The following is a 21,472-nucleotide window of genomic DNA, read 5'->3' on the forward strand; positions in this document are numbered from 1 at the left end:
TAAGGCTCTTCATTAGCGATGGGCGCTAGGTGCGGCTAGTGCACGGGCGGTGGCGACATCCGCATTGATCGCCGTTTTCAATGCCTCCAGGGAGGCGAAGCGCTGCTCTTCACGCAGCTTTTGGTGGAAAACCACCGTCAAACGCCGGTCATACAGATCGCCGGCAAAATCTAAAAGATGGACTTCAAGGTGGGCCTTGCCATCACCTTGTACCGTGGGCCGCACGCCAATGTTGGCGACGCCGGGCCAGGTCTTGCCGTCGATATCGACATCCACCAGGTACACCCCGGTGAACGGCACGCGACGACGCTTGAGTTGAATATTGGCAGTGGGCGTACCCAGTTGCCGGGCCAGTTTCTGGCCGTGCAGCACGCGACCGGCGATCCGGTACGGGCGGCCGAGCAAACGTTCGGCCAAGGCAAAATCGGCGGCAGCCAAGGCGTTACGCACCTGTGTGCTGCTGACACGAATGCCGTCCAGCTCGACGGTTTGCGCCGCTTCTACGGTAAAACCATGCATCTGCCCGGCCTGCAGCAGGAAGTCGAAATCGCCGAGGCGATCGCAACCGAAGCGGAAATCGTCACCGACCTCCAGATGCTGCACGCCAAGACCATCAACCAGGATGGTATCGACGAACTCACTGGCGCTGAGTTTGCTCAAGCGCTGGTTGAACGCCAGGCATAACACCCGGTCAACGCCTTCGGCGGCCAGCAGTTGCAGCTTGTCGCGCAACCGGGCCAGACGCGCTGGCGCGGTCTCGGGGGCAAAGAATTCCCGTGGCTGCGGCTCGAAAATTACCACGCAGCTGGGTACGCCCAACTCGAGCGCACGCTCACGCAGTCGGGCCAGGATAGCCTGGTGACCACGGTGAACACCGTCAAAGTTGCCAATAGTGGCGACGCAGCCCCGATGCTGGGGGCGCAAGTTGTGGAGGCCTCGAACCAGCTGCATAACGCGCTTCTTGCTCATAAAGTGGTCGATTATAACCACACCCGACGGTCGACGACAGGCAACACCGTAACGCAAAGTGAACGAGCCGACAAAACTGCCGGCCCGCGCCTGTTTATAAAGGGTAAAACCTCAGCTCAAGGCCTTGCGATTGAAGTCGCGCAAGCGGAAACCGAGCAGCAGCAACATACCGAAATAAGTGATTACGCCCGCCGCGACCAATGCGCCCAGACGCAGGAAGCGCTCAAGCATGTGACCTTGATCCCACGCTGGCATGAAGTGCATGCCAATCAGCAGCACTGCCGACATCACAGCCACCGCGACCACCAGCTTGAAACCGAACTTGGCCCAACCCGGCTGGGGCTGATACATCTGTTGCTTGCGCAGTTGATAGAACAACAATCCGGCATTCAGGCAGGCGCCGGCACTGATCGCCAGGGCCAGTCCCGCATGCGCCAACGGGCCAATCAGCACCAAGTTGAACAGTTGAGTGACGACCAGGGTGAAGATTGCGATTTTTACCGGGGTGCGGATGTTCTGTTGCGCATAGAAGCCCGGTGCCAACACTTTGATCACGATAATCCCCAGCAGACCGACAGAGTAAGCAATCAGTGCACGCTGAGTCATTTCAGCGTCGAAGCCACTGAACTGGCCATACTGGAATAGCGAAACGGTCAGCGGCTCAGCGAGAATCCCCAACGCCAGCGAACATGGCAGCACCAGCACGAAGCACAGGCGCAGGCCCCAGTCGAGAATTCGCGAATATTCGTGGCGATCCTTGCTTGCGTAAGTTTTCGCCAGGGTCGGCAGCAGGATTGTGCCCAGCGCCACACCCAGTACGCCGGATGGCAACTCCATCAGGCGGTCGGCGTAATACATCCACGACACTGAGCCTGCGACCAGAAACGAGGCGAAGATGGTGTTGATGATCAGCGAGATCTGGCTGACCGAGACGCCGAGAATCGCCGGCAGCATCTGTTTCATCACACGCCAGACGCCGGTATCACGCAGATTCAGACGCGGCAGTACCAGCATGCCGATCTTTTTCAGGTGCGGCAGTTGATAGAGCAACTGCGCCAGACCACCGACCAATACTGCCCAACCCAGTGCCATGACCGGCGGATCGAAGTACGGCGTGAGGAACAGCGAAAACACGATCATGCTGACGTTGAGCAAGGTCGGCACAAAAGCCGGCACCGAGAAACGGTTCCAGGTATTGAGAATCGCGCCCGCCAGCGAGGACAGGGAGATCAGCAATATATAGGGGAAGGTCACCCGCAACAGATCGGAGGTGAGCTGGAATTTTTCCGGCGTATCGGTGAAACCGGGGGCCGTGGCCCAGATCACCCAGGGCGCAGCGATCATGCCCAGCGCAGTCACCACCGCTAATACGAGCGTCAGAAGACCTGAAACGTAAGCAATGAACGTACGGGTTGCCTCTTCGCCCTGCTGACTTTTGTATTCAGCGAGAATCGGCACAAAGGCCTGAGAGAAAGCGCCCTCAGCAAAGATTCGTCGCAACAGATTGGGCAATTTGAAGGCAATAAAGAAGGCATCCGTCGCCATCCCGGCGCCGAATGTACGGGCAATCAGCGTGTCACGAACAAAGCCCAGAATCCGGGAAAGCATCGTGATAGAGCTGACGGCGGCCAACGATTTGAGCAGATTCATTGAGGGAATTTGTGCCTGTCGATAAACAGCAGGCGAACAAAGCGCCTACTTGTGCGATACTCCGCGCCGCAGCAGCACAGAGCCAAAGCTCGCGAGTTTACAGGTCAAGCGCCGGAAATAAATATCCCGCCTCTTTATACCTACCACTTAGCGGAACGTTTCAAGTGCCCTTGACAAGACTTCAACTCATCGGCATGATTCGCGGCCTATTTTGTTTGCTATTTCCTAAAAAGTCTTTCGAGGAGCTCGACGGTGGCCAACTCACCTTCCGCCAAAAAACGTGCAAAACAGGCTGAGAAGCGTCGCAGCCACAACGCCAGCCTGCGTTCCATGGTTCGCACCTACATCAAGAATGTAGTTAAAGCCATCGACGCAAAAGACGCTGAAAAAGCTCAAGCTGCATACGTTCTGGCTGTGCCAGTTATCGACCGTATGGCCGATAAAGGCATCATCCACAAGAACAAGGCTGCTCGCCATAAGAGCCGCCTGAATGGCCACGTCAAAGCACTGAAAGAAGCTGCTTAATCCGACGTAGTCATTAAAAAACCGACCTTAGGGTCGGTTTTTTATTGCCTGAAATTTAGTAAATCCAGCGCAAAAAAATGTAGGAGTGAGCCTGCTCGCGATAGCGGTTAGTCAGATGTATATCTGCTGACTAACACACCGCTATCGCGAGCAGGCTCACTCCTACAGTTGGTTTTGCGGTGTTATTGCTGGACCGGCACCCATGGCAGGATCGGGATTGCGGTCACGGCATTCTGCGGACTACCTTCGATCAAGCGGTCGCTATAGACCAGATACACCAGCGTGTTGCGCTTCTTGTCGAGGAAACGCACCACCTGCATGGTCTTGAACACTAGCGAAGTGCGCTCCTTGAACACCTCATCACCATCTTTCAGATCACCCTTGAACTTGATCGGGCCAACCTGACGACAAGCAATCGAGGCCTCTGCGCGATCTTCAGCCAGGCCCAAACCACCTTTTACGCCGCCAGTCTTGGCGCGCGACAGGTAGCAGGTCACCCCTTCAACCTTCGGGTCATCGAATGCTTCGACGACAATCCGGTCATTCGGACCGACAAACTTGAACACCGTCGACACCTGACCGATTTCCTCAGCCGAGGCCAGCAATGGCATCGCCATCAGCAAGCCCAACAATCCTTTTGCTAAACGCATCGAGTTTTCCTTAAACCAGAATCAGGTTGTCACGGTGAACCAATTCAGGCTCCGCCATGTAACCGAGCAAACCGACAATCGCATCCGACGACTGACCGATGATTTTTTGTGCCTCCAGCGCGCTGTAGTTAGCCAGGCCACGGGCAATCTCACGACCATCCGGCGCCACACAGACCACCATTTCGCCGCGGCGGAAACTGCCCTGTACCAACTTCACACCGACGGGCAGCAGACTTTTGTTGCCCTTGGACAACGCCGATACAGCACCCTCGTCCAGCACCAAGGTGCCGCGAGTTTGCAAATGCCCGGCCAGCCATTGCTTGCGCGCCGCGAGCATGCCGCGCTCAGGCGACAGCAATGTGCCGATGCGCTCACCCGCCTTCAGACGATCAAGCACGCGCTCAAGACGCCCACCGACGATGATAGTGTGCGCACCGGAACGCGCAGCCAATCGAGCCGCACGCAGCTTGGTCTGCATGCCGCCACGACCCAGCGCACCACCGGTACCGCCGGCGACCGCATCGAGAGAAGGATCATCTGCACGCGCCTCGTAAATCATCTGCGCATCAGGGTTATTGCGCGGATCAGCGTCGAACATTCCGTCGCGATCAGTGAGGATCACCAGCAGATCCGCCTCGACCAGATTAGCCACCAGCGCCGCCAGCGTATCGTTGTCGCCAAAACGGATTTCGTCGGTGACCACGGTGTCGTTTTCGTTGATCACCGGGATGACTTTCAGCTCGACCAATGCGCGCAGAGTACTGCGGGCGTTCAGGTAACGCTTGCGGTCGGACAGGTCGTCGTGCGTCAGGAGAATCTGGGCGGTGTGCCGGCCGTGCTCGGCGAAGCTCGATTCCCACGCCTGCACCAAGCCCATCTGGCCAATTGCAGCGGCCGCCTGGAGCTCGTGCATCGCACTGGGTCGTGCGGTCCAGCCCAAACGACTCATGCCGGCCGCCACCGCCCCGGAGGACACCAGCACCAACTCGACGCCAGCCTCATGCAAGGCCACCATCTGCTCGACCCAGACACTCATTGCCGCGCGATCCAGCCCTTTGCCATCAGCTGTCAGCAAAGCGCTGCCGATCTTCACGACCCAACGCTGCGCACCTGTCACCTTGCTCCGCATCATCTTCAACCTTAGCTTGAGGGCAGCGCGACCCAGCGCCGCCCATGACGTTATTTGTGACTTGCGATTTCCAGATACCAAAACGCCGCTCGATTGAGCGGCGCCTTAGAAAAACGGCTTGCAGCGATGATAACACCGCCCTGAGATGAAGACTCAGCAGACACCAGCGATCTTCTGAAGGTCAAAAGATCGCAGCCTGCGGCAGCACCTACCCAACGAATCAGTCACGCACGTAAATGATTTCCGGACCGTCTTCGTCATCCACATCTTCTTCGTCCCAATCATCGTCGCCGATGTCATGGACCGACTTCACGCCGCTGCGACGCAGGGCACGCTTGTCATCCAGCGCCTGCAGTTGCGCGCGCGCTTCGTCTTCGATGCGCTGATCGAGATCGGCCAGCTCTTCCTTGTAAGCCGGGTCATTGGCCAGGCGATCGGCGCGATCTTCCATGTAACGCATGATGTCGTGGCACAGACGCTCGGTACCGATCTTGGCGATCGCCGAGATCACATAGACCGGACCGGTCCACTCGAGGCGATCAACGATTTCCTTGACGCGCTCATCGTGCTCCTCTTCAAGGATCTGGTCGCACTTGTTCAGCACCAACCAACGATCACGCTCTGCCAGGGACGGGCTGAACTTGATCAGCTCGTTGACGATCACTTCAGCCGCATCCGGTGCACTGCTGTCATCCAGCGGCGCCATGTCGACGAGGTGCAGCAGCAGACGGGTACGCGCCAAGTGCTTGAGGAAGCGAATGCCCAGGCCAGCACCATCGGAAGCACCTTCGATCAGACCAGGAATGTCGGCAATGACGAAGCTCTTCCAGCGATCGACGCTGACCACACCCAGGTTCGGCACCAGCGTGGTGAACGGGTAATCGGCGACTTTCGGCTTGGCAGCCGATACCGAACGGATAAAGGTACTTTTACCGGCGTTCGGCAAGCCCAGCAGACCGACGTCAGCCAGTACTTTCATTTCCAGTTTCAGATCACGCTGCTCACCCGGCTTACCCGGAGTGGTCTGACGCGGCGCACGGTTGGTACTGGATTTGAAACGGGTGTTGCCCAGACCGTGCCAGCCACCCTGCACTACCATCAATTTCTGGCCAGCCTTGGTCAGGTCGCCGATCACTTCCTGGGTAGCAGAGTCGATCACCGTGGTGCCGACCGGCACGCGCAGGATCAGGTCTTCGCCTTTTTTACCGGTGCAGTCGGTGCTGCCACCATTGGAGCCACGCTCGGCATCGAAGTGCCGGGTGTAACGGTAGTCGACCAGGGTGTTGAGGTTTTCGTCGGCCATCATGTAGATGGAACCGCCGTCACCGCCATCACCGCCGTTCGGGCCACCGTTTTCGATGAATTTTTCCCGACGGAAACTCATGGCGCCATTGCCGCCGTCACCAGCCTTTACGCGAATCGATACTTCATCAACAAACTTCATAACCAACGCCTCTCGCCGTACGGACGAGCCGAAAAACAATCAAGACATAAGACTCTTGCAAAAATGAGCGCAGCGACCCCAAAACACGACCTGCATCGCACGCCGACAGCCCATACAAACAGTTTTGCAAGAGACTCACCCCACAAACGAAAAAGCCCCGTCGCGAGACAGGGCTTTTCCAGCGATCGCGCAATTAAGCTGCGACAACGCTCACGTAACGGCGGTTGAACGCGCCTTTTACTTCAAACTTGATCACGCCTTCGATTTTCGCGAAGAGGGTGTGATCCTTACCCATGCCAACGCCGTAGCCAGCGTGGAATTGGGTGCCGCGCTGACGCACGATGATGTTGCCCGGAATGATTTTCTGGCCGCCATACATCTTAACGCCAAGGCGTTTGGCTTCTGAGTCGCGACCGTTACGGGTACTACCACCAGCTTTTTTGTGTGCCATGAGTCAATTCTCCTAGTGAGGAATTAGGCTGAAATTAAGCCTGAATACCGGTGATTTTGATCTCGGTGTACCACTGGCGGTGGCCCATACGCTTCATGTGGTGCTTACGGCGACGGAACTTGATGATGCGGACTTTATCGTGACGACCTTGGGAGATCACTTCAGCCACAACGGTAGCGCCAGCAACAACTGGAGCGCCGATATTCACGTCGTCGCCATTGGCAACCAACAGAACGCGATCAAAGGTAACGGATTCGCCGGTAGCGATTTCCAGTTTTTCGATCTTCAGGTATTCACCTGGGGCGACTTTGTACTGCTTGCCGCCAGTAACGATTACTGCATAAGACATGGTATTTCTCCGATAATCCTGCTCACCCAGCTCTTTATAGGAAGAGGTATTGGCTGGCATGGCTGCATAAGGCTGGAAGGCCTGTTGCAATTGCGTAAGGCAGGTGCTGCCCAGGAAGTTCAGGGTGCGCGATTGTACGCAAGGCGCGACAGGCTTGCAAGTAGCCGTCTATCGCGCCTTGACAGGTCTGGATGGGGGTCCTAGCATGCCGCGCAACCCTTCTGGAGCGACTCTCGCTGATGCAACCCCAAGCTTTCTACCGCGCGGTGGCGGACGATTTTAGCGCCGTCGACGGCATCATCAAGAAGCAGCTGACTTCCCGAGTACCGCTGGTATCGAAAATCGGCGATTACATTACCTCGGCCGGCGGCAAACGTCTGCGTCCTTTATTAGTGTTGCTGTGTGGCAAGGCCCTGGGTCGCGAAGGCGACGACATGCGTCTTTTGGCCGCCACCATCGAATTCCTGCACACCGCCACTCTGCTGCATGACGACGTGGTCGACATGTCCGGCATGCGCCGTGGCCGTTCGACCGCCAACGCCATGTGGGGCAACGCCCCGAGCGTGCTGGTCGGCGATTTCCTGTATTCGCGCTCGTTCGAAATGATGGTCGAACTGGGCTCGATGCCGGTGATGAAGATCCTGTCCCAGGCCACGCGCATCATTGCCGAAGGCGAAGTGCTGCAGCTGTCCAAAGTGCGCGATGCCAGCACCACCGAAGAAACCTACATGGAAGTCATCCGCGGCAAGACCGCGATGCTCTTCGAGGCTTCGACCCACAGTGCCGCCGCACTGGCCGGCGCCACCGCCGAACAGAGCGAAGCCCTGCGTACCTTCGGCGATCACCTGGGTGTGGCGTTCCAACTGGTCGACGACCTGCTCGACTACAAGGGCGACGCCGAGACACTGGGCAAGAACGTCGGTGACGATCTGGCCGAAGGCAAGCCGACCCTGCCGCTGATCTACACCATGCGCGAAGGCACACCGGAACAGGCTGCACTGGTGCGCCAGGCGATCCAGAAAGGCGGGATCGAAGATCTGGAAAGCATTCGCATTGCCGTAGAAGCGTCAGGTTCCCTGGAGTACACCGCGCAACTGGCCCGTGATTACGTGGCCCGTGCGATCAAGTGCCTCGATGCACTGCCGGCCAGTGAATATCGGGATGCGCTGGTTGAACTGAGCGAGTTTGCGGTCGCGCGTACGCACTGATACCGCTGAAGCAAAATCAAGAGATCGTAGCCTTCGGCAGCTCCTACAGGGGTTGTCGATGCTGCGATCTTTTGCATTTGACTGCCTGAAAAGCTAAAACCCTATACAATGTGCGACTTTTAGCGATCCACACCCAAGGAGCCTTAGTGAGCACGTTGCCACCCTGCCCGAAATGCAATTCCGAATACACCTACGAAGACGGTACCCAATTGGTGTGCCCGGAGTGCGCCCACGAGTGGTCCGCCAATGGCGAAGCCGAAGTGGCGTCCGATGATGCCGTGAAGAAAGATTCGGTCGGCAACGTCCTGCAGGACGGCGACACCATCACCGTGATCAAGGACCTCAAGGTCAAGGGCACCTCGCTGGTGGTCAAGGTCGGCACCAAGGTCAAGAACATCCGCCTGTGCGATGGCGACCACGATATCGACTGCAAGATTGACGGCATCGGCCCGATGAAACTCAAATCCGAGTTCGTCAGAAAGGTCTGAATCTGTTGTCATCCATCCCGCGCCAGCCGTGGGATGGAGCTTCGCCCTCCCCGCTCCGCCCCAATAAAATCAAGCAGTAGCCAAACGCCAGCCGTTTTGACCTTACGCAATCTTTACCCGGAAAAAATCAGAATCCGCCAATAGACGCTTGCTATTTGATGAATAAGAATTATTCTCATTGAAACCTTTCAAGGAGATGAGAACCATGACTTATTTGATCGACGCCTGGCTGGACCGCCCACACCCATACCTCAGAATCCTCCATCGGGAGACCGGTGAAGTTTGTGCGGTGCTTGAAGAAGAAGCCCTGCATGAACTGCAAGACCAAGGGGATCTGGACGTCAGCAGCCTGAATTCCAGCGAACCGCTGGTGCTCAAGGAGCTGGTGCGCAATCTGTTCCTGTTCTGCTATGCCCGGGCGTTGCGCCCGACCAGTGAGCTGCATCACAAGATAGAACTATGAGCAGCGATACAAAACCTGTGGGAGCGAGCTTGCTCGCGAAAGCTTCAACTCGAATCTCAAGTTAGATCCAGTCGCCTGCATTCGCGAGCAGGCTCGCTCCCACAAAGTTCTTACAGAACGTCCAGCAGCTCGACGTCGAATACCAGAACGCTGTGCGGCGGGATGCTGCCAACGCCTTGAGCGCCGTAAGCCAGTTCGCTCGGCACGTACAGACGCCATTTGCTGCCGGCATTCATCAGTTGCAGGGCTTCGGTCCAGCCAGCGATCACGCCGCCAACCGGAAATTCTGCAGGCTGGCCGCGCTCGTAGGAGCTGTCGAACACAGTGCCGTCGATCAGCGTGCCGTGGTAGTGCGTACGCACTTGGTCTTCACGGGTCGGCTTGGCGCCTTCGCCCTGCGTCAGCACTTCGAATTGCAGGCCGGAAGCCAGGGTAGTGATGCCGTCACGCTTGGCGTTTTCAGCCAGGAAGGCCAGGCCTTCGCCTGCAGCAGCTTCAGCTTTGGCAGCGGCTTCGGCTTGCATGATTTCGCGGATCACTTTGAAGCTGGCGGACATTTCTTCCTGACCCACACGGCTTTCCTTACCGGCGAACGCGTCGGTCAGGCCAGCCAGAATGGCGTCCAGGCTAACGCCCGGTGGCGGGTTGTCGCGCAGCTGGTCACCCAGCTGACGGCCGATGCCGTAGCTGACGCGGGTTTCGTCGGTGGACAGATTTACTTCGGACATGACACTGCTCCGCTGTGCGGACGGCCACAAGACTTGCCGTGCGTGCACAGCGCGTCCCGGCGCGCCCGGAACCAAAAGGGCGAGCAGACTAGCACAGATGTTCCGGCGATGGCGCGCAACGCCTACAGGGCAGAACGCCAGGCAAGCGGCACCTTCAGGCTTTCCTCGCCACTGGCGCCCAGGCCACACATTTCATCATGTACCGAGGTGTGTACGAGGTTGAAGGGCAGCACCGGAAAGTTGTGCAGCAAATCCCGCGCATGCTCCACCGAGCGCAATGTCAGCATCCCACCCTTGAGATCACTCAACGGATACGCCGCGCCATGCATGCGTGCTTCGAGCAGATAAATCCCGCCTTCCATGGAGATCAGATTCAGCTCATCAACCTTCCTGGCGATGGCAAACGCATTCAACTCTTGCAGGTTCATGAACGCACCTCACAACGTGGCGAGTCAGGACCTCTACAGGGATATGCCCGCGCGCATCAAAGCACAAGCCATAAACGACACCGCCCGTCTGTTTCGCAACAGACGGGCGGTGTTTTTGCAGCGATCAACGGTTGATCAGTGCTTGGTGACCTTGTCCAGGTAACCCATGGCGAACGCCGAAACGACGAAGGTCATGTGGATGATCACGTACCACATCAAGTGCTCGGGATCGACGTTCTTGGCGTCCATGAAGATGCGCAGCAAGTGGATCGAGGAGATCGCCACGATCGAAGCCGCGACTTTCATCTTCAGCGACGAAGAGTCCATGGTGCCGAGCCAGCTGAGCTTTTCCTTGCCCTCATCGATGTTCAGTTCAGAGACGAAGTTCTCGTAGCCGGAAATCATCACCATGACCAGCAGGCCGCCGACCAGCGCCATATCGATCAGCGACAGCAGCACCAGAATCAGCTCCGATTCGGCCATCGAGAACACGTTGGGCAGGATGTGAAACACTTCCTGGAAAAATTTCAGTGCCAGCGCCAGCAGCCCGAGGGACAGCCCGATATAGATCGGCGCCAGCAGCCAGCGCGAGGCGTACATTGCATTTTCGATAAAGCGTTCCATTGAATCTCACACATGGGGGGCTGGAAATGGCGGCGAGTATATCAGCCCCCTGTGACAGCCAGAAACTGCCCAAAAATCCGCCACCTGCGCGTGTGGGTGATTTTTTTCTGCTAGTGTCCAAACCATTGACAGCCCAGTGACTGCAGACAGGACGTGTGGAAATGGATGTGCGATTACCAATAACGACGGCCGGAATCTGTCTTGCTCTGTTGATCAGCGGTTGCTCGCCCGGCGACGAGAAACATGCCGCCAGCCTTGAAGAAAAGACCGCAAAGTTCGAACAGTCGCTGGACGCCATCACCGATCCGAAACTCAAGGACGCCATCACCGAGCTCGGCGGTTCACTGCTATTGCTCGAACGGGCACAGCTCAAACTCGCCGACAATCCACCGCGCACCGAATACGGCGAAGACGCCCTCGCCGTGCTCAAGCACTACCCTGCCCCGCAGACTCTGGTCGACACTTTTATCAATGGCCTGTTCGTGCTGCACAAAGATGCCAGCTCCGACTACCTTACCGATCTGCAACCAGTGTTCCCGTTCAACCTGAACATTCCCGGCGGCTTCCTGTTCCCCCATGGCGTGGAGTGGCAATCGGTAACGTTGAGCAACAAGCGCGTGATCGCTTATCAGCCGGAATGGTCGGAAACCGATCCGGGCATTCAGCTCAGCCCGTCCAGCTCCAACGTCACCAACCCCGATGACCTGACCGTGACCTACCCGTTCATTGACGGGCTGGACGTGGACAAGAAGACCCTGCCGCAACCGGTCAGCCTGCAAGGCCAGATCGAAGTCATCGCGCCGCGCCGCTTGTACAGCTTCGACCTGACGCAAAAGGACGTCGGCCAGACCCGCACCAACGACAACCTCAGCGTCAAACTGCTGAAGCTTGAAAAGGACTACGCCGAAGTCGAATTCAGCAACAACTTGCCGCTGGCCGCTGAAGTCGCCGAGGCCCAGCTCAATCCGCTGATCGTCCAGGCCCGCGATAACACCGGTCAGTATCTGGTCCGCGCCGGCTCGATCAACGAAAGTCCGGAGCAAGTGGCCTTCTACCAGAAACAACTGGCGTACCTGCAACAGCAGAAAGGCTGGAGCAATACTCTGGAAAAACAGCTCACCCAAGAACAGCAGGATTTCGAGCAGAAGCACTCGCGACGCTACAACAAGGTCTATTTCAATGGCCCGATCGAAACCCTGGAAGTCAGCGTGCTGGATTTTTCCTCGGCAACCGTGACCCGCAAACCGCTGGACCTGCCGATTCGCACGTTCAATCAGCACACCACGGAGAAAACCATCCAGCCACTGGATCCGTCGGTGACCGTTTACGACGATCTGGCGGCCAACTGGCTCAAGGGCGCGAGCCTGACCGAAGAGCAATTGAAGGCTGGCATCCGCGTCCACCAATCCGTGGAAGAACCGAGCGCCGCCCGTATCGAGTTCTCCCATCGCCGTACGTTCAACGATGAATTGCTGGGCGATGACTTCAGCCCGGGCGTCAGTCCTGTCACGTTCTTCACCGAAAAACGCAGCGGCAAGCTCGATGAGCCGATCGAACTGCCGCCCGAGGCGTATCAAGTCGATCCGCTGCGCGCGACGATCACTTACGACCTGAACCTGTTCCCGGAAACCCCGGCGATTGCCGTCGGCTCAATGCCGCTGTTTCTCGCCACGGTGGCCAAACAGGCGTACGACGCCAAATCCTTGCCCAAAGGCCTGGAGATCAAGAACAACCAATTGGTGGTGGATCTGAAACTGTTCCCGCCCAACGAGTGGCGTTTCTTCGTCAAAGACGACAGTGGCAACTACCTCAAGCAGATCCTGTCGGTCAGCCACGATGCGAGCGCAGAAGGCCCGGCGTTGTTTGGCGTGCATTACTTTTATGGCCGCCCCACCCACGTCGAAACCTATCAGCGCACCGACCTCGCCACCGTGCAATACGGCTTTGAGGTCAAACTCGACAAGGCACAGGTGCCTGATACTGCGCCTTGAAGGGCAAGATCAAAAGATCGCAGCCTGCGGCAGCTCCTACAGGGCGCGGCCACGGCCACCGTTGATCTGCCGCAATTGAGCTTGCAGGTGCAGACTCCAGATCTGCGGATCGTCAGCCAGCTCGTAGCCATGCAAGGTCAGACTTTCGACGATGGTGTCGAGTATCGATTCAGCGGCGACCGGCCCATGAAACGGGCCCTGGGCTTTGATAGCGGAAGGTTGTTCGCCGGCCATGCCGGCCGCGAAGAGCAGCGTCCACATGCCGTTATCGCCGGCCAACGGCTTGATGGCGCATTCGATACGGGTCACCAGACCCAGGCATTGACGGGTGAGACAGAGGTTGCGCGACATGGCGGCGACCCTCGGTGAAGCCGGTATTCAGTCCCCACGGGAGGACTGGCTCGATCCAGTGATACTGTCGATATCCTTGAGCTGAGAATAGAAGAAAAGTCCGCTGCGCAAGCCGAATGGAACCAGAAGGCGCCGAATGGTCATTGTGTGAATATTGGCGTCAGAGTTGTGGCGAATTTCCGGAAGATCCCCACAAAACAAATGTAGGAGTGAGCCTGCCCGCGATAGCGGTGAACCAGTCGACTTATTCGCCGACTGACACTCCGCTATCGCGAGCAGGCTCACTCCTACAGTTTGACCGCGCCAGGCTTAAGCCGGTTTGGCTTCGGCCAAGGCCTCTTGCGCCAGTTCCTTCTCGGCTTCCTTGAGGTCTTCTTCGCTGATCATCTCAGCGATGTCGCGCAGACGCTCGACCACCCGTGCGTTGATGCTGCCTTCCGGGAATTCGCCATCGGCATTTGGTTCACCCGCCGGTTCGCCCACCAGCAGACTCAGCGCCTCGTCGGCCTGACGCACCGCGTAAACGTGGAACTGCCCGGCTCGCACCGCCGCCAGCACTTTCTCATCAAGCATCAGCGTGGCGACGTTGGCCTGCGGAATGATCGCGCCCTGCTCGCCCGTCAGCCCACGCGCTTCACAGAGACGGAAGAAGCCCTCGATCTTCTCGTTGACCCCGCCCACCGCCTGCACTTCGCCGAACTGGTTGATCGAACCGGTGATCGCAAAGCACTGTTTGAGCGGGGTTTTCGACAGCGCCGAAATCAGCGTGCACGCCTCGCCCAGCGACGCACTGTCGCCATCAACGTAACCGTAGGATTGCTCCAGCGCGATGCTCGCGGAAATCGCCAGCGGGAATTCCTGGGCGTAACGGCTGCCCAGATACCCGGTGAGGATCATCACGCCTTTGGAGTGGATCGGCTGCCCAAGGTTGACCTCACGCTCGATGTCGACGATGCCGCTGCCGCCCGGGTACACCGTGGCGGAAATCCGCGCCGGCACACCGAACGCCGAATCGCCGACTTCGAGTACGGTCAGACCGTTGCACTTGCCGACTGCGGCGCCATCGGTGTCGATCAGGATGATCCCGGCGAGCATGTCATCGAGAATCCGCGCCGACACGCGACCAGTACGCGTGGCTTTGGCCTTCAGCGCACGTTCAATGTGCCCGGCGTCGGTCATCTCATCGCCGGCCAGATGACGGATGAAATCCGCTTCGCTGACCAGTTGGAACAGATCGCCGATACGCGCCGACAAACGCCCCTGATGCTCGGCCAGCCGTGCGCTGTAAGTCGCCAGACGTGCCACCGCGTCGGCGGTCAGCGGCGCCATGCCTTCTTCCGAGGTACGGGTTTTCAACAGCTGGGCGAATTGCTCCAGGCTCTCGTCGACCATCGGGATGTCTTCGTCGAAATCAACGAGAACGCGGAACATCTCCTGGAAGTCCGGATCGAGGTCTTGCAGCGTGTAATACAGCGAGCGCGCCCCGATGATGATGACTTTGACCTGCAACGGGATGTGCTGCGGGTTAAGCGTCACCGTAGCGAAACGGCCCATCTCGCCCAGCGGCGATTCCATTTTCAGCTTGCGCGATTGCAGGGCGCGTTTCAGCGCATCCCACACAAACGGCTCGCTGAGCATTTTTTCCGCTTCAAGAATCAGGAAACCGCCGTTGGCGCGGTGCAAGGCACCCGGACGCAACTGGCGATAGGTGGTGTAGAGCGCGCCCTGATCAGTGGTGTATTCGATACGACCGAAGAGGTTTTCGTAAGTCGGGTGCGGCTCGAACACCACCGGCGCACCGCCACTCACCGGATGGCCGACCACCAGGCTTGGCGCGTATTGCTCTTCCAGCAACTTGCGTGCAACGGCGTCGGTTTTGCTGTCATCGACCAGTTGCTCGACCACGGTCTTCAGCAGGTAGACCTGCATGGCTTGCAGGTAACCGCAGACCGCAGCGTTCTCGGCGTACTTCTCCGACAACGGCGACAGCAATGGCTGCAAGGCCAGGGTGATGGTTTCTTCGTTGAGCGAACGCAGCTGGTTGTTCGACTCACGCTTCCACTGCGGCAGGCTGGCGAGTTCTTCGTTCAGGCGCTCTTCGAGGCCAGAGATGTCATCGTGAAAACGCTCGCGATCAACCTCTGGTAACTGGGCGAATTCCGCTTCGTCCAGCGCTTTGCCGTCGAGCATCGGCGTGAACGCAATGTTGCTGCTGTCGCGATACAGGGCGACGTCTTTTTCCAGGGCCAGACGCTCGATGATGTCGAGAGCCTTGTCGTAGCGCTGGTTGAAAGCGCGGTCGATGGCGCTTTTCTTTTGCTGGTAGGACGGGTGCTCGAACACCGCTGGAAATGTCGCCAGCAGGTTATCGATCAAGCCGTTGATGTCACCGATGAATGCGCCGGCAGTGCCCGATGGCAACTCCAGGGCACGCGGCTCGCGCGGTTCATCGAAATTGTTGACGTAGACCCAGTCCGCCGGGGTCTGCAGGCGCTTGCCTTCGGCCTTCAGGTAGCGTTTGACGAACGAGAAACGACCGGTGCCAGGCTCGCCCATGACGAAAACGTTGTAACCGGGGCGTGGCATGGCCACACCGAACTGCAAGGCTTCGACCGCGCGTTCCTGGCCGAGCACACCGCGAAAGGGCTCCAGATCATTGGTGGTAGTGAAGCTGAACTGTTCAGCGGAAAACGGACGGGTCAGCGCTTCGGGCGCGAGACGCAAGCTGGCAGCAACAGGATCAGGCATCGGGCTTCCTTAACAATCAGGCGGGGCAGATAGCGGCATTCTGGCGCTGCCCGTGCCCCACTGGCAAGGCGCGCCACACCACAAAGCATAGACAACCGGCCAAGCCTGCGGCTCGCCCCCGGAAACCGGGGTTTATTCCAAATATTTTGCAAAAAACCACGGAACCCCTGGAACGTGCCTAAACTCCAAACTGCGCGGCTGGAACTAATACCGGCCCACTGGCTTCGTTTGGATCTGTTTCGTACAGAGCTTGGGGGGCCAGAACCCTGTCCATTGGTATGCACACAAAAGAGAACAAAGCTATGAAACGGATTCTTCTCGGTACTCTCTTCACCGCTGTATCCATCAACGCAATGGCGCAAGCTCCAGGCGGCCCGGATTGCGGTTGGGGCAACATGCTGTTCGAAGGTCAGCGTGGCACCCCGGCGCACTTCCTCGCTTCCACCACCAACGGCACTTCCGGTAATGCCACCTTCGGGATGACGTCCGGCACCAACGGTTGCTCGACCAACGCATCGCTGACCTACGGCGGCAAATCCTGGTTTGCCATGAATGGCATGATGAACGAGCTGTCCGAAGACATGGCCAAAGGCAACGGCGAAGCGCTGACGACTTATGCCGTGGTACTGGGCGTGGCGCCGGAAGATCGCGCGCATTTCGCTGCTGTGACTCACGAGCACTTCCAGCAGATCTTCAGCAAGGCTGACGTGACCGCTGAAGACGTGCATACCAACACCCTGGCCGTACTGAAATCGGATCCTCGTCTGGCCAAGTACGCAACTCAGGCTTAAGCTCGACCCCACCCGCTTCCTTCGGGAAGCGGGTTTTGTTTTTTCGGCCCGCCCTCCTTGGGTCTTTATTTCTTTCCTGTTCAAGTTGCCGACTATGCTCAAACGCCTTGCCTGGCTGGCGCTCTGTGTCTGCGCCCCGCTGTCCGCCGCGCCCCACATCGACCCTCAACGTTTGCAGCAACTGGCCAACGACCGCTTCTGGATTTCCCTCGGTCACTACGAAACCGCCAAGCTTGGCGGCTGGCGCAGCTATGTCAGCGACAAGAAATTCTTTCTGGCGCCGGATGGCAATGAGCATCCCGACCACGAACTGGCGGCCACCGTGCAAGCGCTGTACGCCCCTGCCAGCCTCGGCGAGCAACACGCGCAATGTGTTTATCCGGCGCGCACCCGCTGGCTGAAAGCGCAGCTCAACCTGACCGACCTGCCGACGCCCGAGTGCGCCGAGTACAAAAAATGGTTCAAGGACGTCTCGCCGCACAGCGCGGTGATGATCTTCCCGGCGGCTTACTTGAACAGTCCGTCATCGATGTTCGGCCACACCCTGCTGCGTATCGATCAGGCCGATGTGCAGGCCGATAAAACATCGCTGCTCAGTTACGCGATCAACTTCGGTGCCTACATCGAAGGTTCGGACAACAGCATTCTGTACGCCTGGAAAGGTTTGATGGGCGGTTATCCCGGCCTGTTCGCGCTGGTGCCGTATCAGGAAAAACTTTCGGAATACCGCAGTCTGGAAAACCGCGACCTGTGGGAATACCGACTGAATCTGACCCAGGAAGAAACCGCGCGCATGGTCGAGCATGTGTGGGAGTTGAAGCAGATTCAGTTCGACTATTTCTTCTTCGATGAAAACTGCTCGTACCGCCTGCTGGAGCTGCTGCAAGTCGCACGGCCGAGTCTGCGCCTGACCGAACAGTTTCCGCTGACCGCGATTCCCACGGACACCGTCAAAGCGGTGAAAGAAGCCGGGCTGGTGGAAAGTATCGAATACCGCCCGTCCCGCGAGCGCGAACTGCTCAGCCGCGCCGAGCCGCTCAACAGTGACGAACAGCAATGGGTGCTGAACGTCAGCGCCGATCAACAGCAGTTGCAGGATCCGGCTTTCAAAGCCCTGCCCCGCGACCGTCAGGCGTTGATCATTGATGCGGCGTATCGTCTGGAGCGCTACCGCGCCAACGGCCAGGAGCGCGATCCGCAACGGGCACAGCGCAGTTTCGAACTGCTGCGGGCGATCAACAAGAATCCCGCGCCAGAGTTGGACATTCCGCAGCCAGGCTTGCCGGAAGACGGCCACGAATCACGCACCTGGCAGGCAGGCCTCGGCACACGCGGCGATCGTGCGTTCGGCGAATACGGCTTGCGCATGGCTTATCACGATCTCAACGACAACGCCGAGAGCTTCCCGCTCGGCGCGCAGATCGAAATCCTGCAGATGAAGTTGCGTCAGTACGAAGGCAATCACTGGCAGTTCCAGCAGCTGGATCTGGCGACGATTCGTTCGCTGACGCCGCGCAATGAGCTATTGCAGCCGCTGTCGTGGCAGGTGACCGGTGGGCTTGAGCGGGTCCCGGGCAAGCATGATGACGAGACGCTGGTCAGCCACGTCAACGGTGGCGGTGGCGGCACCTGGGCGCTGGGTGACGATGTGCTGGGTTTTGCCCTCGGCACCGTGCGCGTTGAACACAACAACGATTTCGCCGAGTTCGTCTCTCCGGCCGGCGGTTTCAATACCGGTGCGCTGTGGAAAAACCCGCTGGGCAATCTCAGCCTGGAGGCCAAGGGCGATTACTTCTTCAATGGCGAAGTGCGCCGCAGTCTGAGTCTGAACCAGCAGTGGGAGTTGTCGCGCAATATGGGTTTGCGCCTGAGTGCGCAACGCGAATTCAGCCACCTTGCCACACCTGAGACGGAAGTCATGCTCGAAGTGAAGTGGTATCACTACTGACTCCGAACACAACACAGAACCAATGTGGGAGCGAGCTTGCTCGCGAAAGCGGTGGGTCTGTCGATATTAAAATCGCCTGACAGGACGCCTTCGCGAGCAAGCTCGCTCCCACAGGGGTTTTGTGGTGTTAATGGATTTTTCACGGGGCTTCGACAGCCGTGTCATGAATCAGCTTCTAGACTTTCCCCATAAGCCGGACAACCGGCGCGGGAGAGTGCGATGTGGCGGTGTGCGGGTGTGTTGGGTGTTTTGCTGTTGCTGGGCGGTTGCCAGTCGACCCACGATGATTTGATCGCCAAGGGTTACCCACCGGCCTTCGCCGACGGTTTTGATGACGGTTGCATCAGCGGCCGCCAGGCGGCCGGTTCGATCAGCGGCGAATTTCGCAAGAACGTGCCGCGTTATCTCAAGGACAAGCAATACGCCGACGGCTGGACCGATGGCTTTCGACAGTGTCAGGCGATGCTGGAAAACAAGGGGCGCGAAGAGTATCGCAACGAACACTGGGATGAACGCGAGCGCGCCTGGCAGCAACAGAAAGATCAGGACGCCGGGCGGGCTTATCGCTCGCCATAGGTCGCTCACAGACATCCAGTGAAACCAAATGCCTGCGAGCATGGCCCAAACCTCATACGAGGAGGACTTCATGAGCCGTGCTTTTGTCAACGAAGACAACGCCGCCGCACAAGCCGATCAGCCGGTCGAGCGACAGGTCAGCGAGCAGCCCAATTACGTCACGCAACAAGGCTTGGCGCAGTTGCAGGCGAAAGTTGCCGAACTGCAAAACCTGCACGCCGAACAAACGGCCAAGGGTGAGCAGGCCGACAAACAACGGCTGGCGGATCTGCAAAGGGATTTGCGCTACTTCAATCAGCGCCTGAGCAGCGCGCAAGTCGCCGTCGCAGCAACGTCCAGAGACAAGGTACAGATCGGCAGTTGGGTGACCTACGCCGATGAGCACGACACCGAAAGCCGCGTGCAACTGGTCGGCGAAGATCAGGCCGATGCGAGCAAGGGCCTGATCAATTGGGGTTCACCGCTGGGCCGGGCACTACTCGGTGCCCGCCTCAATGACGAGGTGCTGTGGCAGCGCCCCGCCGGCGATCAAGTGATCGAAGTGATCCGTATCGAACCGGCTTAAACCACGCCCTGCGCGAGCATTGCGTCGGCGACTTTGACGAAGCCGGCGATGTTCGCGCCTTTGACGTAGTTGATGCGCCCGTTCTCTTCGCCGTAATGCACGCAAGCGTGGTGGATCGACTGCATGATCGCGTGCAACTTGCTGTCGACCTCACCCGCCGTCCACAGCAGACGCATGGCGTTCTGCGACATTTCCAGACCACTGACCGCTACGCCGCCGGCATTGGATGCCTTGCCCGGAGCGAACAGAATGCCGGCCTCGATAAAGATATCCACAGCCGCAAGCGTGGTCGGCATGTTCGCGCCTTCAGCCACGCACACGCAGCCATTGCGCAGCAGTGTGCGTGCGGCTTCGGCGTCGAGCTCGTTCTGCGTGGCGCACGGCAGCGCGATGTCGCACGGCAACGACCATGGCAGCTGACCGGCGCGGAATTCCAGACCGTAAGCAGTCGCCAATTCACTGATGCGCCCGCGTTTGACGTTTTTCAGTTCCAGCAGCGCCAGCCACTGTTCTTCGTTCAGACCGGCCTCGCAATACAGCGTGCCTTCGGAGTCAGACAGCGAAATCACCTTGCCGCCCAGATCCATCACTTTGCGCGCCGCATACTGCGCAACGTTGCCGGAACCGGAGATCGCCACGCGCTTGCCTTCAACCGTCTGCTCGCGGCGCTTGAGCATTTCTTCAGCGAAATACACGCAGCCGAAACCCGTGGCTTCCGGGCGAATCAGGCTGCCGCCGTAGGTCATGCCTTTGCCCGTGAGGACGCTGGTGAACTGATTGCTCAAGCGTTTGTACTGGCCGAACAGGAAACCGATTTCCCGCGCACCAACACCGATATCACCGGCCGGCACGTCAACGTCGGCGCCGATATGGCGATACAACTCGCTCATGAATGCCTGACAGAAGCGCATGACTTCGGCGTCGCTCTTACCCTTCGGATCGAAGTCCGCGCCGCCCTTGCCGCCGCCCATGGGTAACGAAGTCAGGGAATTCTTGAAGGTCTGTTCGAAGGCGAGGAATTTCAGCACGCCCATATTGACCGAAGGATGGAAGCGCAAGCCGCCCTTGTACGGGCCGATGGCGCTGTTCATCTGGATGCGAAAACCGCGATTGACCTGAATCTTGCCCTGGTCATCGACCCACGACACGCGGAACACCACCGCGCGTTCCGGTTCACAAATACGCTCCAGAATTCCCGACGTCAGGTAGTGCGGATTGGCCTCGAGAAAAGGCCACAGGCTGCGCAAGACTTCTTCGACGGCCTGATGAAATTCGGGTTGATCCGGGTCGCGTTTTTTCAGGCGGGCGAGGAAGGATTCGACGGATTCGATCATGGCAAAAGTCTCGGCAAATTTATTGTCGTTGGAGGAGATTGGGCCGGACTGTAACAAACGAA

Annotated in this window: 22 protein-coding genes; 9 read left to right on the forward strand and 13 right to left on the reverse strand. The window is 58.4% G+C overall.

Features of this window, described 5'->3' with window-relative positions; translation table 11 throughout:
- Positions 1-12: 12 nt before the first annotated feature.
- Positions 13-951, reverse strand: a complete 939-nt coding sequence (gene ribF / locus FGA82_RS06205; RefSeq protein WP_008078544.1) for a bifunctional riboflavin kinase/FAD synthetase — start codon at positions 949-951, stop codon at positions 13-15.
- 129 nt (positions 952-1,080) lie between these two features.
- A complete protein-coding gene (murJ, locus tag FGA82_RS06210) occupies positions 1,081-2,619 on the reverse strand; it encodes a murein biosynthesis integral membrane protein MurJ (protein ID WP_141126408.1) in 1,539 nt (512 codons plus the stop codon).
- 252 nt (positions 2,620-2,871) lie between these two features.
- Here murJ and rpsT point away from each other — a divergent pair, with 252 nt between their 5' ends.
- Entirely contained in the window at positions 2,872-3,144 is a 273-nt protein-coding gene (gene rpsT / locus FGA82_RS06220) for a 30S ribosomal protein S20 (RefSeq protein WP_003228351.1), read from the forward strand.
- 182 nt (positions 3,145-3,326) lie between these two features.
- Here rpsT and FGA82_RS06225 read toward each other — a convergent pair whose 3' ends face one another.
- From FGA82_RS06225 to rplU, 5 genes are all read right to left on the reverse strand, one after another.
- Positions 3,327-3,794, reverse strand: coding sequence for a CreA family protein (locus FGA82_RS06225; RefSeq protein ID WP_007909822.1), 468 nt, complete (start codon positions 3,792-3,794; stop codon positions 3,327-3,329).
- 10 nt (positions 3,795-3,804) lie between these two features.
- Positions 3,805-4,923, reverse strand: coding sequence for a glutamate 5-kinase (gene proB / locus FGA82_RS06230; RefSeq protein WP_141126409.1), 1,119 nt, complete (start codon positions 4,921-4,923; stop codon positions 3,805-3,807).
- A gap of 220 nt (positions 4,924-5,143) precedes the next feature.
- Complete coding sequence (gene cgtA, locus FGA82_RS06235) at positions 5,144-6,367, reverse strand: Obg family GTPase CgtA (protein WP_016986202.1); 1,224 nt, start codon at positions 6,365-6,367, stop codon at positions 5,144-5,146.
- Positions 6,368-6,560: 193 nt separating this feature from the next.
- Positions 6,561-6,818, reverse strand: coding sequence for a 50S ribosomal protein L27 (gene rpmA, locus FGA82_RS06240; protein WP_003176049.1), 258 nt, complete (start codon positions 6,816-6,818; stop codon positions 6,561-6,563).
- A gap of 34 nt (positions 6,819-6,852) precedes the next feature.
- A complete protein-coding gene (gene rplU / locus FGA82_RS06245; RefSeq protein ID WP_003176051.1) occupies positions 6,853-7,167 on the reverse strand; it encodes a 50S ribosomal protein L21 in 315 nt (104 codons plus the stop codon).
- A 239-nt stretch (positions 7,168-7,406) separates the two neighbouring features.
- On the opposite strand from rplU, the gene FGA82_RS06250 reads away from it, so the two are divergent.
- The 3 genes from FGA82_RS06250 (at position 7,407) to FGA82_RS06260 (ending at position 9,326) form a co-directional block, all read left to right on the forward strand.
- Positions 7,407-8,375 (forward strand): polyprenyl synthetase family protein, encoded by a 969-nt coding sequence (locus FGA82_RS06250; RefSeq protein ID WP_007950962.1) that lies wholly within the window; start codon positions 7,407-7,409, stop codon positions 8,373-8,375.
- 146 nt (positions 8,376-8,521) lie between these two features.
- Entirely contained in the window at positions 8,522-8,863 is a 342-nt protein-coding gene (locus FGA82_RS06255; protein ID WP_077574604.1) for a zinc ribbon domain-containing protein YjdM, read from the forward strand.
- Positions 8,864-9,068: 205 nt separating this feature from the next.
- Entirely contained in the window at positions 9,069-9,326 is a 258-nt protein-coding gene (locus tag FGA82_RS06260; protein ID WP_034153845.1) for a PA4570 family protein, read from the forward strand.
- A gap of 110 nt (positions 9,327-9,436) precedes the next feature.
- On the opposite strand, the gene FGA82_RS06265 is transcribed toward FGA82_RS06260, so the two are convergent.
- The 3 genes from FGA82_RS06265 to FGA82_RS06275 all read right to left on the reverse strand — a co-directional run bounded on the left by FGA82_RS06265 (position 9,437) and on the right by FGA82_RS06275 (position 11,106).
- Positions 9,437-10,054, reverse strand: a complete 618-nt coding sequence (locus FGA82_RS06265; protein WP_008078561.1) for an FKBP-type peptidyl-prolyl cis-trans isomerase — start codon at positions 10,052-10,054, stop codon at positions 9,437-9,439.
- A gap of 122 nt (positions 10,055-10,176) precedes the next feature.
- Complete coding sequence (locus FGA82_RS06270; protein ID WP_077574605.1) at positions 10,177-10,482, reverse strand: DUF6482 family protein; 306 nt, start codon at positions 10,480-10,482, stop codon at positions 10,177-10,179.
- A gap of 135 nt (positions 10,483-10,617) precedes the next feature.
- Positions 10,618-11,106, reverse strand: coding sequence for a TIGR00645 family protein (locus FGA82_RS06275; protein WP_007909801.1), 489 nt, complete (start codon positions 11,104-11,106; stop codon positions 10,618-10,620).
- A gap of 161 nt (positions 11,107-11,267) precedes the next feature.
- Here FGA82_RS06275 and FGA82_RS06280 point away from each other — a divergent pair, with 161 nt between their 5' ends.
- Positions 11,268-13,097, forward strand: coding sequence for a hypothetical protein (locus FGA82_RS06280; RefSeq protein WP_141126410.1), 1,830 nt, complete (start codon positions 11,268-11,270; stop codon positions 13,095-13,097).
- 36 nt (positions 13,098-13,133) lie between these two features.
- Here the strand turns inward: FGA82_RS06280 and FGA82_RS06285 are convergent, their stop codons facing one another.
- On the reverse strand, positions 13,134-13,448 hold the full coding sequence (locus FGA82_RS06285; protein WP_007909799.1) for a hypothetical protein: 315 nt from the start codon (positions 13,446-13,448) through the stop codon (positions 13,134-13,136).
- 309 nt (positions 13,449-13,757) lie between these two features.
- Positions 13,758-16,196, reverse strand: a complete 2,439-nt coding sequence (locus FGA82_RS06290; RefSeq protein ID WP_141126411.1) for a Lon protease family protein — start codon at positions 16,194-16,196, stop codon at positions 13,758-13,760.
- Between the two features lie 302 nt (positions 16,197-16,498).
- Here FGA82_RS06290 and FGA82_RS06295 point away from each other — a divergent pair, with 302 nt between their 5' ends.
- The 4 genes from FGA82_RS06295 (at position 16,499) to FGA82_RS06315 (ending at position 20,076) form a co-directional block, all read left to right on the forward strand.
- Positions 16,499-16,987, forward strand: a complete 489-nt coding sequence (locus FGA82_RS06295) for a DUF3015 domain-containing protein (protein ID WP_007909797.1) — start codon at positions 16,499-16,501, stop codon at positions 16,985-16,987.
- 94 nt (positions 16,988-17,081) lie between these two features.
- The gene (locus tag FGA82_RS06300) at positions 17,082-18,935 is read left to right on the forward strand and encodes an Lnb N-terminal periplasmic domain-containing protein (protein WP_141126412.1); all 1,854 of its coding nucleotides are present in this window, start codon (positions 17,082-17,084) and stop codon (positions 18,933-18,935) included.
- A gap of 219 nt (positions 18,936-19,154) precedes the next feature.
- Complete coding sequence (locus FGA82_RS06310; RefSeq protein ID WP_141126413.1) at positions 19,155-19,511, forward strand: hypothetical protein; 357 nt, start codon at positions 19,155-19,157, stop codon at positions 19,509-19,511.
- 70 nt (positions 19,512-19,581) lie between these two features.
- Entirely contained in the window at positions 19,582-20,076 is a 495-nt protein-coding gene (locus FGA82_RS06315; RefSeq protein WP_141126414.1) for a GreA/GreB family elongation factor, read from the forward strand.
- Here the strand turns inward: FGA82_RS06315 and gdhA are convergent.
- On the reverse strand, positions 20,073-21,410 hold the full coding sequence (gdhA, locus tag FGA82_RS06320) for an NADP-specific glutamate dehydrogenase (RefSeq protein WP_141126415.1): 1,338 nt from the start codon (positions 21,408-21,410) through the stop codon (positions 20,073-20,075). The two genes, FGA82_RS06315 and gdhA, sit on opposite strands and share 4 nt — an antisense overlap.
- Positions 21,411-21,472 lie beyond the last annotated feature (62 nt).

This window comes from Pseudomonas fluorescens (genome assembly GCF_005938625.1).
Classification (GTDB): domain Bacteria; phylum Pseudomonadota; class Gammaproteobacteria; order Pseudomonadales; family Pseudomonadaceae; genus Aquipseudomonas; species Aquipseudomonas fluorescens_BD.